The organism is Vibrio cidicii (genome assembly GCF_009665415.1).
In the GTDB taxonomy this organism is placed as follows: domain Bacteria; phylum Pseudomonadota; class Gammaproteobacteria; order Enterobacterales; family Vibrionaceae; genus Vibrio; species Vibrio cidicii.
Genome location: NZ_CP035922.1, coordinates 683,130 through 698,219 on the forward strand (window position 1 = coordinate 683,130; position 15,090 = coordinate 698,219).

General features: G+C 47.2%; 15 protein-coding genes. 13 read left to right on the forward strand and 2 right to left on the reverse strand.

Features of this window, described 5'->3' with window-relative positions; translation table 11 throughout:
- Window positions 1-251: 251 nt before the first annotated feature.
- The 4 genes from EWA64_RS18595 to EWA64_RS18610 all read left to right on the forward strand — a co-directional run bounded on the left by EWA64_RS18595 (window position 252) and on the right by EWA64_RS18610 (window position 4,306).
- On the forward strand, window positions 252-1,919 hold the full coding sequence (locus tag EWA64_RS18595; RefSeq protein WP_061895728.1) for an ATPase RavA domain-containing protein: 1,668 nt from the start codon (window positions 252-254) through the stop codon (window positions 1,917-1,919).
- Window positions 1,920-1,928: 9 nt separating this feature from the next.
- A complete protein-coding gene (gene viaA / locus EWA64_RS18600) occupies window positions 1,929-3,374 on the forward strand; it encodes an ATPase RavA stimulator ViaA (protein WP_061895727.1) in 1,446 nt (481 codons plus the stop codon).
- 131 nt (window positions 3,375-3,505) lie between these two features.
- Window positions 3,506-3,850, forward strand: a complete 345-nt coding sequence (locus tag EWA64_RS18605; RefSeq protein WP_045572140.1) for an MmcQ/YjbR family DNA-binding protein — start codon at window positions 3,506-3,508, stop codon at window positions 3,848-3,850.
- Window positions 3,851-3,871: 21 nt separating this feature from the next.
- Window positions 3,872-4,306: an Mpo1 family 2-hydroxy fatty acid dioxygenase gene (locus EWA64_RS18610; RefSeq protein ID WP_061895726.1), complete on the forward strand. Its 435-nt coding sequence runs from the start codon at window positions 3,872-3,874 to the stop codon at window positions 4,304-4,306.
- 7 nt (window positions 4,307-4,313) lie between these two features.
- Here the strand turns inward: EWA64_RS18610 and EWA64_RS18615 are convergent, their stop codons facing one another.
- Entirely contained in the window at window positions 4,314-4,934 is a 621-nt protein-coding gene (locus tag EWA64_RS18615) for a LysE family translocator (RefSeq protein ID WP_061895725.1), read from the reverse strand.
- Between the two features lie 277 nt (window positions 4,935-5,211).
- Between EWA64_RS18615 and rbsD the strand changes: the two genes are divergently transcribed.
- The 8 genes from rbsD to EWA64_RS18655 all read left to right on the forward strand — a co-directional run bounded on the left by rbsD (window position 5,212) and on the right by EWA64_RS18655 (window position 12,989).
- Window positions 5,212-5,631 (forward strand): D-ribose pyranase, encoded by a 420-nt coding sequence (gene rbsD, locus EWA64_RS18620; RefSeq protein ID WP_061895724.1) that lies wholly within the window; start codon window positions 5,212-5,214, stop codon window positions 5,629-5,631.
- 24 nt (window positions 5,632-5,655) lie between these two features.
- On the forward strand, window positions 5,656-7,161 hold the full coding sequence (gene rbsA / locus EWA64_RS18625; protein WP_061895723.1) for a ribose ABC transporter ATP-binding protein RbsA: 1,506 nt from the start codon (window positions 5,656-5,658) through the stop codon (window positions 7,159-7,161).
- Entirely contained in the window at window positions 7,158-8,141 is a 984-nt protein-coding gene (gene rbsC, locus EWA64_RS18630; RefSeq protein WP_061895722.1) for a ribose ABC transporter permease, read from the forward strand. Before rbsA ends, rbsC begins: the two co-directional genes overlap by 4 nt.
- Before the next feature lie 54 nt (window positions 8,142-8,195).
- On the forward strand, window positions 8,196-9,074 hold the full coding sequence (gene rbsB / locus EWA64_RS18635) for a ribose ABC transporter substrate-binding protein RbsB (protein ID WP_039427680.1): 879 nt from the start codon (window positions 8,196-8,198) through the stop codon (window positions 9,072-9,074).
- Window positions 9,075-9,223: 149 nt separating this feature from the next.
- A complete protein-coding gene (gene rbsK, locus EWA64_RS18640; protein ID WP_061895721.1) occupies window positions 9,224-10,144 on the forward strand; it encodes a ribokinase in 921 nt (306 codons plus the stop codon).
- Window positions 10,145-10,165: 21 nt separating this feature from the next.
- Window positions 10,166-11,173, forward strand: a complete 1,008-nt coding sequence (locus EWA64_RS18645) for a substrate-binding domain-containing protein (protein WP_061895720.1) — start codon at window positions 10,166-10,168, stop codon at window positions 11,171-11,173.
- Window positions 11,174-11,423: 250 nt separating this feature from the next.
- Complete coding sequence (locus tag EWA64_RS18650; protein ID WP_061895719.1) at window positions 11,424-11,639, forward strand: hypothetical protein; 216 nt, start codon at window positions 11,424-11,426, stop codon at window positions 11,637-11,639.
- Between the two features lie 372 nt (window positions 11,640-12,011).
- Window positions 12,012-12,989: a chemotaxis protein gene (locus tag EWA64_RS18655; protein WP_045572291.1), complete on the forward strand. Its 978-nt coding sequence runs from the start codon at window positions 12,012-12,014 to the stop codon at window positions 12,987-12,989.
- Between the two features lie 60 nt (window positions 12,990-13,049).
- Here EWA64_RS18655 and EWA64_RS18660 read toward each other — a convergent pair whose 3' ends face one another.
- A complete protein-coding gene (locus tag EWA64_RS18660; RefSeq protein ID WP_061895718.1) occupies window positions 13,050-14,174 on the reverse strand; it encodes an acyl-CoA desaturase in 1,125 nt (374 codons plus the stop codon).
- 167 nt (window positions 14,175-14,341) lie between these two features.
- On the opposite strand from EWA64_RS18660, the gene EWA64_RS18665 reads away from it, so the two are divergent.
- Window positions 14,342-14,890, forward strand: coding sequence for a GNAT family N-acetyltransferase (locus tag EWA64_RS18665; RefSeq protein WP_061895717.1), 549 nt, complete (start codon window positions 14,342-14,344; stop codon window positions 14,888-14,890).
- The last annotated feature ends 200 nt before the right edge of the window (window positions 14,891-15,090 follow it).

Sequence of the window (15,090 nt, forward strand, 5' to 3'; positions counted from 1 at the left end):
TTTGTAAAAAAATTCTGCAGACAAGATACGCACTAACCAAGCCAAAAAAAAGCAATAATTATGTAAACGCTGCTTTATCGATTGCGCAATCAGTGATTTGCGCCCCATAAATGCAATCTTTGTTTACCCGTTGTCAAGCGAAAGCGACTTCTGATATAAGGGCTTCTCCGCACAAAATACACTTGTAACAAAGTGATAACAAATGTATAAAAGTACGTGTAATCGAATCGATCTGAATCAGGAGTAACGTAATGATTCGCCCCTCTTTTGCGTCAAACGCAGACAAAGCGTTACTTTCCGAAAGAATTAACAAACTCTCTTTAGCGCTGGCTGATGGCGTTTATGAACGTGAATATACCATCAAACTCTGTTTATTGGCCGCTTTGGCTGGTGAAAGCGTGTTTCTTCTTGGCCCTCCGGGTATTGCTAAGAGTTTGATTGCAAAGCGCCTTATCCAAGCATTTGACAACAGCAGCTATTTTGAATACCTGATGACGCGTTTTTCCACGCCAGAAGAAGTGTTTGGTCCGCTGAGCATTCAAGAGCTGAAAGACAATGGTCGCTATGTGCGCTTAACTCAAGGCTATCTGCCGACAGCACAAGTGGTGTTTTTGGATGAAATCTGGAAAGCAGGGCCAGCGATTCTCAACACGCTTCTTACCGTCGTCAATGAAAAGACCTTTAAAAATGGCAGCGATATCGAGCGTGTACCGATGCGTCTGCTGATTTCTGCGTCTAACGAATTACCGGATGAAGACAGTGGTCTTGAAGCCTTGTACGATCGGATGTTGGTGCGTGTTTTCGTCAATCGAATCCAGAACAAGCAAAATTTCAAATCGATGCTGACAGTCGGTACGCCAGAAGAAGCGCGCATTCCTGAGGGTTTGGCGATCACTGATGAAGAGTATCATCATTGGCAGCAGGCGCTCGAGTCACTCAAACTCAACGATAAAGTGTTTGAAAAACTCTATCAGCTCAAATCGATGCTGGAAGAGAAAGTGGAAGCTCAAGGCTATGATGCGGCTGACATGGATCTCTATGTCTCTGACCGTCGCTGGAAAAAGGCGGTGCGCCTTCTCAAAGCGAGCGCCTTTTTCAATGGTCGTGACGAGATCAATCCGCTGGATCTGCTGTTACTGCAAGACTGCTTGTGGAACAGTCCAGACTCTCGTGACGTGGTCACTTCTGTCATCCAAGAATTTGCCCTTAACCACGCGTTTGACCAAAAGAACGTACAGCACCAAATCGACCATTGTCGCGAAGAGCTGGCGGACATTCAGCAGGAGTTGGAAGAGCAGTACGGCATTGTCTTGTCGATGGAATCCTCGGCGGGTCTTTTGCGTAAAGGGAAAGAAGTACACCATTTTGATACTTCAGAAGCGCGCCTTTACAGCGTTGGGCCAACGCGCAATTTGGTCAAACTGGTGCTACTGCAAAGCAACATGTCAGTTTCTGAATCTGAACGAGGCGATAGCCGCTGGGTATATGTGCAAAAAGATGAGTTGGATCGCCTGATCAAAGAAGGTCAAGGTGACCTCTATGGTTTTGTCAATCAAAATACCAACTTGTGTCGTCTCAAGTTCGATTTAGATGCCTCAAATAACTTAGTCGTTCGCGATATTGCCAACCGTGCTGTGTTGGTCAGTTTGGTGACGAAAGAGGGGCTTAACCAAGAACACTACCAAAAATGGGTAGAAAAATGTGACAGCGCTTTTAGCAAACTCACCGAGGCTGAACACCACTTACGCAAAGCGCGCAGCGATTTTCATGGTGCCTTACCACACAACTTCATTGATCCGGAACTGCCTCGTTTAATGGAAGCAACGCTGCAACAGGTCAATCACACGCTGGAAACCACCAAAAGCGAAAGTGAGAAAACCATGTTCCGCATTAAGCATCTCAACGAGTACTTTTCGTAAGGAGCCGCCATGCTGGGAGCCGATAGCCTTAACCTCGCGTTAATGATTGCAGACTCAGGCATTGTTGAGTCTGCGGTGAATGATTTAATGGCCCGATCGCAACTCATGGTGATGGCGGAAAACCAAGGTGTCAAATCCTCGGTAAAAAACCACCTGCTCAAATGGCGCGGTAGCGTTAAGCGACGTATTACCAAAGTGTGCGAAACGGAGCGCTTCCAGCAAGAGTTGTCGCTCTATCAAAGTGTTATTCACCTCAGTGAGCGCGAGTTTTTCGAGCAGATCGACGAGGTAGTGAAGAAACTGGAGTGGCATTCCGCGTTTTACATGCAGGCGCGTAGGCTGCTGGAAAGAAACAAAGGGGTGTTTAACCCTATGTTTCCACACTACTTCTGTGACCAGTGGTATCAGAGTTTAAGCGACGCGGTCAAACAAGCGCAGCTTACTGAGCTGGAAGCGAACAAAGAGAAAATGCTCGCCGACATGTATCAGCGCATGGAAACCATGAAAAGCATGGACAAAGTGACCGACGGTGGCGATGAAGGCAGTGTGGGGCGTCTGTGGGACATGGCGGCAGCTAAGCTGAGCAAGACGGACGTTTCTGTGATGAAACGTTACGCCGAATTTCTTAAAAAGAACAAAGGCTTGCAAGAGATAGCCGAGCAGCTTGGCCGCATGGCGAATGAGGTGGATGATCCAGATCTCTATCGCACACCAGCGGAAGAGCTGCAGATGGTGGAAGAGAAAAGCGATGAAGCCACCGATGACATTGTCGGCATTCACGAGAGTGATGATCTCAACAAACTGCTGCCGAATGAAACCATGTTTCTCGCCTATCCGGAGCTGGAAGTGGTTTTTTACAAGCATTTGGCCGATAAACGTTTAATGAACTATCGAGTCAAAGGCAAATCGCGCACCCTGCGTAAAGTAAAAGCGCATAAACCAGATAACCAGCAAGTTGAGATTGAAAAAGGGCCGTTTGTTATTTGTGTTGACGCATCGGGCTCGATGAGTGGTTTTCCAGAGCAAAGCGCTAAAGCGATGGCCTACGCGCTGATGCAGATTGCATTGGCAGAAGAGCGCGATTGTTATGTGATATTATTCTCCACCGAGCAGATCACCTATGAATTGACACGCCAAGATGGCTTGCGTGAAGCAGCGGACTTCCTCACTTATACCTTTCATGGCGGCACTGCGTTTGAGCCCGTGTTGCTTAAATCGATTGAGCTGATGAGCGGCGAGAAGTATCGCAACGCGGATCTGGTCGTGTTGTCAGATTTTATCGCGCCGAGACAGTCGGATGAGATGCTGGCGAAGGTCGAGCAGCTTAAGTTGCAACAAAACCGTTTTCACGCGGTAAGCTTGTCCAAATATGGCAACCCTGAGTTGATGTCGATGTTTGATCACTGCTGGACTTACCACCCAAGTTTGGTCGGCCGCCTAATGAAAAAATGGTAACGAGAAAAACCAAAAGAGCCGTGAGTGCTCTTTTTTTATGTGCGGCTTCACAACACGCTATTTCTAATGCTTAACTTATCATTAATCAGTGGCATCTTATGATGCAACGGATTTCCTTGGTGGAGAGAGTGATGACGATCAACGAGTTACAGCAATACCTAGACACCTTCAACTGCGCGCAAAGTGATTTTCCTTTTGGTCCAGATGCTCTGGTTTATAAGGTCAAAGAGAAAATGTTTGCTATTTTGGCCACGCGCGAGGGAAAAGAGTACGTCACGCTCAAAGCCAAACCAGAAGATGGCGAAGTGCTCTGTGCACAATTTAGCGCCATCACACCGGGTTACCATACGAATAAACGCCACTGGATCACGGTCTATTTTGCTGGTGACGTCGAGGATGGCTTGATCGAAGATTTGTGTCAGCGCTCGTACGACTTAGTGGTGGCCAAACTGCCCAAGTCACAGCGGCCACTTTAGCGCAATCAGGAGGGGGAAGCGATGCGTACCTTGACTCAGTGGCTTGACGCTTACGGGCAAAGCCATCAACACCCGATCAATCAGCGTATCCACACCATTGCAGTGCCGGGGATTTTTTTCTCTGTGGTGGCGCTGATCTGGTCCATTCCCCCCATTACTTTGTCTGGCATGACACTCAATTGGGTCTGGCTCGCAGCCTTACCGGTGTGGGTATTTTATTTTCGCCTTTCACTGAGTGTCTTCTTGCTGATGCTCGGTTATACCTTGTCTTGCATCGCGCTGGCTTGGAGCTTAGCACTTTTGCAACTGCCCGTTTTTACTCTCGCCTTGGCGCTGTTTGTCTGCTTGTGGCTGTTGCAGTTCATCGGCCATAAAATTGAAGGTAAAAAGCCGTCCTTTTTTGAAGACTTGCAGTTTCTCCTCATCGGGCCGATCTGGGTGTTCAGAAAGCGCTAACGGCTCCTTAGCTAAAAAACAACCAGATGCCGACGCCGACCATCAAGCTGCCTGCAATTCGGTTGAGCGTCCGCACATTTTGTGATTTGCCAAGAATGCGTTTTAGCCCCTTACCGCCGGTGGCGTAGAGCGTCATACAGACAAACTCCGAGATGAGAATAATGCCGACTAACAGCATGAGTTGTGGGGTGAGTGGCGCCGATTGATCGATAAAAGGCGGCAACAGCGAAATCATAAACGCCCAACCTTTGGGGTTCGCAATGGCGGTGATAAAGCCTTGCATCACCAAATTCCAGTTACCACCGACCATGACGGGGTTGCCATCGCCTGATAATGCTAACTTGCCTTTCGAACGCCACATCTGCGCGCCAAGGTAGATCAAATAGAGTGCGCCTAACACCTTGAAACTGACAAACAGCATCGGGTAGTTGAGCATGATAGCCGCAATGCCAATCACCGCCGACACCGAAACCAACGCCACTCCGGCGAGTTCACCGATCATCATCCATAAAGTGCGTTTGTAGCCAATACTCATGCCCAAGCTCAGCGCCAGCGTCATGCACATGCCGGGCGTAATCGAGACAAAGAAGAAAGTTGGGATAAAAGCAGAAAGCAATGCAAGGTTCATAGGGCGAAGATTTCCTGAAACAAAACGTGACCAGAAAGAGCATTTGTTAACAATTTTCTCGACATAGAATACTGGTTTCGTGAATTTTGTCGAAATTTATTTGTGATCGATTGCGCTGTTTTTTTACCACTAGCTGGTCTTTGCAAGATCGTTATCACAGATTGAGTGGGGAGCAATAGCAAATTATACCGCGCGATATACTATCTCATCGAAACGTTTCGATGATGATTTTCCGACGAGGATACTCGGATTTTTCCAACGTACCGAGAGAGACACAATGAAAAAAAGTACCCTGATAAACTCTGACCTTTCTTATCTGGTAGCCACTTTGGGGCACACCGATGAGATCACCATTTGTGATGCGGGTTTGCCCATTCCCGATCAAGTGACACGCATTGATTTGGCGCTGACTCATGGCGTCCCCAGTTTTATTGAAACGGTTGGCGTTATCTTGTCAGAATCGCAGATTGAAGGGGTGGTGATGGCGGAGGAATTTGCTCAAGTTAGCCCAGAGCTTCATCAGGCGCTGCTTGTTCAATTGCAGCAAGAGCAAGAATGCACTGGCAAGAGCATCGCCATTTCCTATGTGTCTCATCAAGAGTTTAAGCAACGTACTCAGCAAAGCAAAGCGGTGGTGAGAACGGGCGAATGTACGCCTTATGCCAACGTTATTTTTCAGGCCGGTGTGGTTTTTTAAGCGGCGAGAACGTGAGGGTAAAGTATGAGTGAGGCGATACTGCAACTGAACAACATTGAGAAAGCATTTCCGGGTGTCAAAGCGCTGGATAAAGCATCACTTAATGTCTATCCCGGCCGAGTGATGGCGCTGATGGGGGAAAATGGCGCGGGCAAGTCCACCTTAATGAAAGTGCTGACGGGGATTTACCACAAAGACGCTGGCAGCATCCTCTATCAAGGCCGTGAAACCACATTTAAAGGTCCGCGAGACTCCCAGCAAGCGGGTATCAGTATTATTCACCAAGAATTGAATCTGATACCGCAATTGACTATTGCGGAAAACATCTTTCTTGGCCGTGAAATAACCACCAAATTTGGTCGCATTGACTGGGCCAAAATGTACCAGATGGCGGATAAATTACTGGCCCGCTTGAAAGTGAAGCACAGCGCGAAAACGCGACTCGGTGAACTGAGTTTGGGCGAGCAGCAGATGGTGGAAATCGCCAAAGCGCTCTCGTTTGAGTCGCGTGTCATCATCATGGATGAGCCAACCGACGCTTTGACGGACACGGAAACGCAAGCCTTGTTTGGCGTGATCAACGAACTGCGCGATCAAGGCTGTGGCATCGTCTATATCTCTCACCGTCTCAAAGAAATCTTCGAGATCTGCGACGACATTACCGTGCTGCGCGACGGAAAATTCATTGCTCAATGTGCTGTAGCGGAGACGGATGAAGAGGGGCTGATCGAGATGATGGTTGGCCGTAAGCTGGAAGAGCAGTACCCACGCATTGACGTCAAACATGGTGAGACCTGTTTGCAAGTGGTGGGGCTCACAGGCTCTGGTGTGCATGATGTCAGCTTTAGCCTAAAACGTGGCGAGATCCTCGGCATTTCCGGTTTGATGGGCGCAGGGCGCACCGAATTGATGAAGGTGATTTACGGTGCGCTGCCGAGTGAGCGCGGAGTGATAAACCTTGAACAGAAAACCATTAATCCGGTGAGCCCGCAAGATGGCTTAGCCAACGGCATCGCCTACATTTCCGAGGATCGCAAAGGTGATGGCTTGGTATTAGGGCTGTCGGTGAAAGAGAATATGACACTCTGCGCGCTGGATAAACTGAGCAAAGGGATGCAAATCCAGCATGGCGATGAAGTGACGGCGGTGGATGACTTTATCCAGCTATTCAATATCAAAACGCCAAGCCGCGAACAAATCATTGGCAATTTATCGGGTGGTAATCAGCAAAAAGTGGCGATTGCCAAAGGGTTGATGACGCGGCCTAAAGTACTGATCCTCGATGAGCCGACACGTGGTGTGGATGTCGGGGCAAAAAAAGAAATTTATCAATTAATCAATAAGTTCAAAGCCGAGGGGATGAGCATCATTTTGGTGTCATCGGAAATGCCTGAGGTGCTTGGTATGAGTGATCGCATCTTAGTCATGCACGAAGGACGCATCACCGGAGAATTTGATGCAAAAGACGCGAATCAGGAAAAACTGATGGCGTGTGCAGTCGGTAAAACGCTATCTGAGGAAGCCGCATGAACAGTAAAACCATGAGTAAGCCGAGCAATACAGGCGGCAAAAAACTGCTGAGTAAAGAGTGGTTGATTGAACAGAAATCACTGATTGCATTGCTGTTTTTGATCGTTGTTGTCTCATTTTTGAATCCAAATTTTTTCACCCTCGACAACATTTTGAACATTTTGCGCCAGACATCCGTTAACGCGATTATTGCGGTGGGCATGACTCTAGTCATTCTTACCGCGGGGATCGATTTGAGTGTTGGCTCGGTGTTGGCCTTGTGTGGCGCTTTTGCGGCCAGTTTGGTCGCAATGGAAGTACCGGTGCTAATTGCCATTCCTACCGCTTTGGTGGCTGGCGCTGCGTTAGGTGCGATCAGCGGCATTATTATTGCCAAAGGTAAAGTACAGGCATTTATCGCCACGCTGGTAACCATGACGCTGCTGCGCGGTGTAACCATGGTTTATACCGATGGTCGTCCTATTTCAACCGGATTTAGTGATGCTTCTGATGCGTTTGCTTGGTTCGGTACTGGCTATGCGTTAGGCATTCCGGTGCCAGTTTGGTTGATGGTGGTGGTGTTTGCCGCGGCATGGTATCTGCTCAATCACACCCGTTTTGGTCGCTACGTCTACGCCTTAGGAGGCAATGAATCGGCAACTCGCCTCTCTGGTATCAATGTTGATCGCGTCAAGATTGGCGTGTACGCCATCTGTGGTCTGTTGGCGGCGCTGGCTGGCATCATCGTTACATCGCGTCTCTCGTCCGCACAGCCCACCGCTGGTATGGGGTACGAATTGGATGCGATTGCGGCCGTGGTGCTCGGCGGAACCAGCTTAATGGGCGGCAAAGGGCGAATCATGGGCACCTTGATTGGTGCACTGATCATCGGTTTCTTGAATAACGCACTGAATCTATTGGATGTTTCCTCTTACTACCAGATGATTGCGAAAGCAGCGGTGATTCTGCTGGCCGTCATGGTGGACAACAAGAATAAGTAACCAACGAGCGGAAGGACCATTCTGCTCCCCCTACACAACAATAAGGACAATAACATGAACAAACTGGCCACTTTAATTTCTGCTGCGCTGCTGAGCTCCACGGTTTCTGTTGCTGCACAGGCGCAAGATACGATGGCAATCGTACTTTCAACGCTAAACAACCCGTTCTTTGTCACTATGAAAGACGGCGCAGAAAGTAAAGCGAAAGAACTGGGTTATGATTTGATCGTACTCGATTCGCAAAACGACCCAAGCAAAGAGCTTTCTAATGTAGAAGACCTGACCATTCGTGGTGTGAAAGCTATTTTGATCAACCCGACGGATTCGGATGCCGTCTCTAACGCTATTCGCATGGCTAATCAGGCGAAGATCCCTGTGTTGACACTCGATCGCGGTGCGAGCCGTGGTGAAGTCGTCAGCCACATCGCCTCTGATAACGTGATCGGCGGTGAAATGGCGGGTAGCTACATCATTGAAAAAGTGGGTGAAAAAGCCAAAGTCATTCAACTTGAAGGCATCGCAGGCACTTCCGCTGCTCGTGAGCGTGGCGAAGGTTTTATGAACGCGGTTAAAGAGAGTGGCATGCAAGTGCTTGCCAGTCAGCCCGCCGATTTTGACCGCACCAAAGGGCTGAATGTAATGGAAAACCTGCTGGCGGCCAATCCTGATGTGCAAGCGGTTTTCGCGCAAAACGATGAGATGGCGCTAGGCGCACTGCGCGCAGTACAAGCATCTGGAAAACAGGTAGTGATCGTCGGCTTTGATGGCACAGAAGACGGTATTGCGGCGGTCAATCGTGGCAAGTTGGCGGCGACTATCGCCCAGCAACCTGATCTGATTGGTGCATTGGGCATCGAAACGGCCGACAAAGTACTTAAAGGTGGTGAAGTTGAAGAGTACATTCCTGTACCACTCAAAGTCGTGACTAAGTAAGTTTAAATCTCTGGCTCCCGGCATTTGATGGCTCAGGTTGGGAGCCAGATTTTTTAGGCATTTGCCTGTCGATGGTTATGCGTTTTTCTCAAGAGCGCAAACCCATCGGTTACATTCAAAAGTAAGCTCATCAGAGCTGAGGATTCCCTATGAATAAGTTAGTGGTATTAGGCAGTGTTAACGCTGACCATGTCCTTCAAGTGCCTTCTTTTCCACGTCCAGGCGAAACCTTACACGGGCGCAATTATCAAGTGATTCCGGGTGGAAAAGGCGCCAATCAGGCCGTCGCCGCGGCTCGTTTGGGCGCGGACACGGGGTTTATTGCCTGTGTTGGGGATGATGCTTTTGGTATCAATATCCGCGAAAGTTTCAAAATGGATGGCATCAACACTATCGGTGTGAAAATGCAGCCGAATTGTCCAACGGGCATTGCCATGATTCAAGTGGCCGACAGTGGTGAAAACAGCATTTGTATCTCTGCAGAAGCAAACGCGAAGTTAAGCGCACAAGCCATAGAATCAGATTTGGACAGGATCCGCGCGGCGCGCTTTTTGTTGATGCAACTGGAAACGCCCATTTGTGGCATTGAACGCGCGGCAAGTGTGGCAAAAGCAGCAAAAACCAATGTAATTTTAAATCCAGCGCCCGCCAGAATGTTGTCGGATGAACTGCTAGCATGCGTGGCGATGATTACCCCGAATGAAACCGAAGCTGAGCTGCTGACAGGTGTCACAGTCACCGACGATGAGAGTGCGCAGCTAGCGGCCAACAAGTTACACGCCAAAGGGGTAGAAATGGTGTTGATTACTCTCGGAGCAAAAGGTGTTTGGCTGAGCGAAAATGGCCGAGGCCAGCTAATTTCGGGGTTCAAAGTGGACGCTGTTGATACAACCGCCGCAGGAGATACGTTTAATGGGGCCTTGGTCACTGGTTTATTGGAAGATATGCCATTAGAATCAGCCATCAAATTTGCTCATGCTGCGGCGGCCATTTCCGTCACCCGCTTTGGGGCACAAACTTCTATCCCAACCCGTAAAGAAGTTGACGCCTTTCTCGCTGAGCACCTCTAGCCGTATATCAAGGAGAACGACATGGCAACCATGAAAGATATCGCCCGACTTGCCGGGGTTTCTACCTCAACGGTTAGCCATGTTATCAACAAAACCCGATTTGTCAGCGAAGAGATTGCTGAGCGCGTCAATAACGCTGCCAAAGAGCTCCACTATTTCGCACCCTCGGCACTCGCTCGTAGCCTAAAAGTCAATCGCACTAACACACTTGGCATGCTTGTGACCACCTCAACCAATCCCTTTTTTGGTGAGGTGGTTAAGGGAGTAGAGCGCAGTTGTTTCCTCCAAGGTTACAACTTGATTCTTTGCAACACTGAAGGCGATAACGAGCGCATGAAGTCTTCGATTAATACGCTATTACAAAAGCGAGTCGATGGATTGATCTTGATGTGCTCCTCGCTCGAAGGGGAAAGGTTAGACGTGTTTGAACAGTATCCTGACATCCCTGTCGTGGTGATGGACTGGGGCCCCATGCTGTTTCAAAGTGACAAGATTCAAGACAATTCTTTACGTGGCGGCTATTTAGCTGCCAAGCATCTTATTGATTCTGGACACACGCAAATAGGCTGCATTACTGGGCCACTAATTAAGCATCAAGCACAAATGCGTTATGAAGGCTATAAGCGAGCTCTGAATGAAGCGGGCTTAGCCTTCAATGCTAACTGGATAATTGAAGCGGATTTTGAGTGCGAAGGTGGCTATCAAGCATTCAAGAAAATGCATTCTTCAGGCTCACTACCCAGTGCCATTTTCGTCTGCAATGACATGATGGCAATGGGAGTGATTAATGCAGCCAATGAGTTAGGGATCGTGATTCCTCAGTCGCTTTCGATTGTCGGTTATGACGATATCCACATTGCCAAGTTTATGACCCCATCACTGACCACCATCCATCAACCAAAATATCGTTTAGGCAAAGCGGCGGTAGAAACGCTACTGAAGAAAATCAAAAAGCAGACTCAGGAAGTGCAAGTTGTCCAATTGGAACCTACACTGGTTGAGAGAAACAGTGTGATTCCTCTATCGTAAGCGGTCACTTAACAGAGCGCATTGAATCCAGGTTATTCAATAAGTTGTTTTTAATTAAGCTCATTTCTGTGCGCTCGTTCATGCTAATGATGCTATAAGATTTGCTTATATTCATGATATAAAAAGTGTTTTATACAGAAGCAAAACGTGTGATTTCTTGCCCAAAAAGCTCAGTAATTAATTGTATCTTTACAAATAGTGTGGTTTTATTGAGCTGTTAAATTATTAATCTAATAAAGAATGAGAAGAGATGATTGGTGCCAAATATGCGGTTTTTTCAGTCAAGCACCCTTGGTTGCATCGACTGAACTTATTGATTGTACTTTCGATATCCTTGGTAAGCGGCTATCAACTGCTCGTTAATGAGCAACTGATTTACAGTATTGGAGCTTTGATTACTCTATTGTCGATTATCGTGTTTGCCTCGGCTTCCGACTTTAAGCGCAAGTATGTGCACATCGAATAGCGCATTAAGGTAAATCCCCAAAGCGTCATGGTCCGGTTTCGAGTGTTTTGCTCAAACCGGATTTTGTCATTGTATCCCGTCATTATTGTTGTTTTTACCAAGATTTTTATTGGTCAATATGCAGTGCAATCTATTGCTTTTTGTGTGGTTTAATTGCAAAACTTCTACAAACTCGGCAAACAGTGACTATTATTGATGTTAGAGTAGCGTCTGCCATAGAAAGTATTCGCTTACGGCACTTTTAGCGAATTATTTGAACTGCTAAGAAGTTTGCCGATTTACAAATAGGGCCTAAGCAGTAAAAATAAACTAATAAATAATAAAGACGACGCAATGTTTGCGGCGCTTTCACTACCTGAAGTATGTAAAGACATGAGCCATCCAAGTAGTACAATTTTGACAGAAAGTGGGACCAATGAACTTGAGATTATTGAGTTTCACTTAGAAAAAACGTTACCCGACGGCAGAACGAAAACCTGCTACTACGGGATTAACGTCGCGAAGGTGCGTGAAGTTATTCAGGTGCCAGAAACCACAGACTATCCGAATGCCCAGCCTCACATGATCGGCGTTTTCTCCTCTCGAGATGTATTAACTCCGCTGGTGGATCTCGCAGGGTGGTTGGGTGTGCCAACCCGCCAAGATCTGGCGCGTAAGTTTGTGATCGTAACTGATTTCAACAAGATGACTAACGGCTTTCTGATCGATAGCATTAGCCGTATCCACCGTATTTCATGGAACGACGTCGAATCGCCCAGCCAGTTTTTGGAAGCGGGTGAGCAAGATTGTGTCGTCGCTGTCGTGCGTAAAGATGGCAACCTCATCATGATCTTAGATTTCGAGAAGATCATCGCCGACATTAACCCTGAACTAAGTATGGAAAAATACGATGTTAAGGTGGATCGCTCGGTCGATCTTAACCAGCGTATGGTCTCTAAGCGCAACGCGAAAACGGTCATGGTGGTCGATGACTCAGCGTTTATCCGTTCACTGATCCAAGATACCCTCAGCTCTGCGGGCTACAACATCATTGCTTGTAAAGATGGTGGCGAAGCGTTTGAGAAGTTAATGAGCCTCATCCAAGTCGCAAAAGAAGAAGGATTGCCAGTCAGCGAATTGATTGATGCGGTGGTAACCGATGTAGAAATGCCTCGTATGGATGGCATGCATTTGGTGAAGCGTCTGCGGGAAACGGCAGAGTACAATTCGATGCCAATTGTGATGTTCTCTTCGTTGATGAGCGAAGACAACCGCGCGAAAGCGTTGGCTTTAGGGGCGAATGACACTATTACTAAACCAGAGATTGGCCGGATGGTGGCAATGATGGACAAGTACGTCCTGAAGATTTAATGCGGCTTGTCGACAAAATCAGGGCTCCAAACGGAGCCCTGATTTTTTATATACTACAGGTTATGCGTACGCTTCGACGAATTGATTCCACAAGCGATAACGCTCAGCGAGGTCGGCTTTAAGCTGTTTATAACGAATGGTGAGTAGTGCGTTTTCATACTTCTGCGCCGCATTTTGGCGCTTACTTTCAAGTAACTGCTTCTTCGCTTCGTAGTACTCCTTCATGAGAGCGGTTAAGCTATCAAATTCCCTCTGCAATTGCTCATGCAATGAAGCCGCTTCTGCTCGCTCTTCCAACTTCATTTTGGCCATTTTAAAAATTTGCGCTGCTTTTGCAGTATCGATTTTCAGTTGCGGAGTTACGCGCAGTCTTTTCGTCAACCCAATCCAAGAACAGCTTTTGATCAGCCATTTAGTCGGATCGTACTGCCACCAATAGATGCCATTGCGATAATCGTTTTCAAAAATATGGTGGAAATTATGATAGCCCTCGCCGAAGGTGAAGATAGCGAGTATCCCATTATCCCGAGCGCTGTTCTTATCGGTAAACGGTTGCGAACCCCAAATGTGGGCGAGTGAGTTAATGAAGAATGTACTGTGATGGCTGACGACTAAACGCAGCGCGCCAACCACGAGCAACATACCAACATAGTCCTGATAAAATGCTCCAAGCATAAGAGGAATACCTAAGTTGGTGGCTATCGCTAAAGGCACGTAGTAGCGATGTTGCCACATCACGATGGGGTCTTTTTGTAAATCACGGCAGTTAGTGTAGTCAGAATAACTCTCTTGGTTGTAGTGACGTAGCATCCAGCCAATATGTGAAAACCAGAATCCGCGTGACGCAGAGTAGGGATCTTTATCAAAATCATCGACATGACGATGATGGCGTCGGTGATCCGACGACCAATGCAAAATGCTGTTTTGCAGTGAAAAAGCACCGCCTATGGCGAAAAGCACTCGAAGCAGCGAATGTGCTTCATAAGTCTTGTGACTCCATAGTCGATGATAGCCCGCAGTAATCGAAAGGTTGGTGAAACTAAAGGCAACAAAAAACCAAAGCGCATGCCAGACGGTCAGTCCATGCTCCCAGGCATACCAAGGAGTCGCTACCAATGCTAACAAAAGTGAAAAGCTGAAAATAAAGATATTCAACCAGATGAGTGGTGGTTTTTGCGTCTCCACAGGACACCTCGTTTTTTGAGCTAACAATTGTTCGCTAGATTATCAGCGTACACGTGTAAGTCAAATTAATTGATAGATAATGTGAACGACATGTTTTGCTTTGCTGATAAGAGGATGTAGTATTAATACTCTATAAATGGATTTCTGGTAGATGGACGGACTGTTAAATGGAATTTATAACGGCAGAATATGTGGATTATGAAAGAGTCGCTTATTTGCATGCGACTAGCTTAAAGCGGCATTACAGCAAGATTCTCAGCAGACGTTATTTGCAAAACGATGTGCAAACGGAAAAGCTGCTTCTTTGGCAAACTCGTTTAACCAACCCGCCTTTTAGCCAACATGTAATTTTGGCTGAAGAAGGTGGTTTGTTGTTGGGCTTTGCCTGCGTTTTTGGTAATCACGATTTTGAACTCGGAACCTTTATTGATTCTCTGCATGTAGACGGTGATTTTCAGCGACGTGGCATTGGTAAGAAATTATTGCAAGAAGTTGCCAACTGGCAGCAGCACTATTTTTCTGATCGCGGACTCTATCTGGAAGTGAATATCAGCAATCGAGACGCGATCGAGTTTTATCAAAGCATTGGCGGCACATTGACTGAGTGTCGAAAGCGACAAGCTTCCGATGGTACCGAGATGATTGAGCAGGTAATCACTTGGCCGTCGGCAGAAAAGCTCTCCTCTGGGCTATTGGCCGCCGTAGTTTTTAGTTGAGCGACAAGCTCCCATAAAGGATAAATGAACAGGCCGTAACAAACGCGGCCTTGTCTTTTGTGCGGTATGTTGTTTTGTATAATCAGAAAAATCTTGCACTTAGCTGCGTTTTGCAGCTTTTCTTTGTTTACCATATCTCATAAGGATATATACTAACCAGTAATCGGGTGACTACCTGAAAAAATACCTATAAATAACAA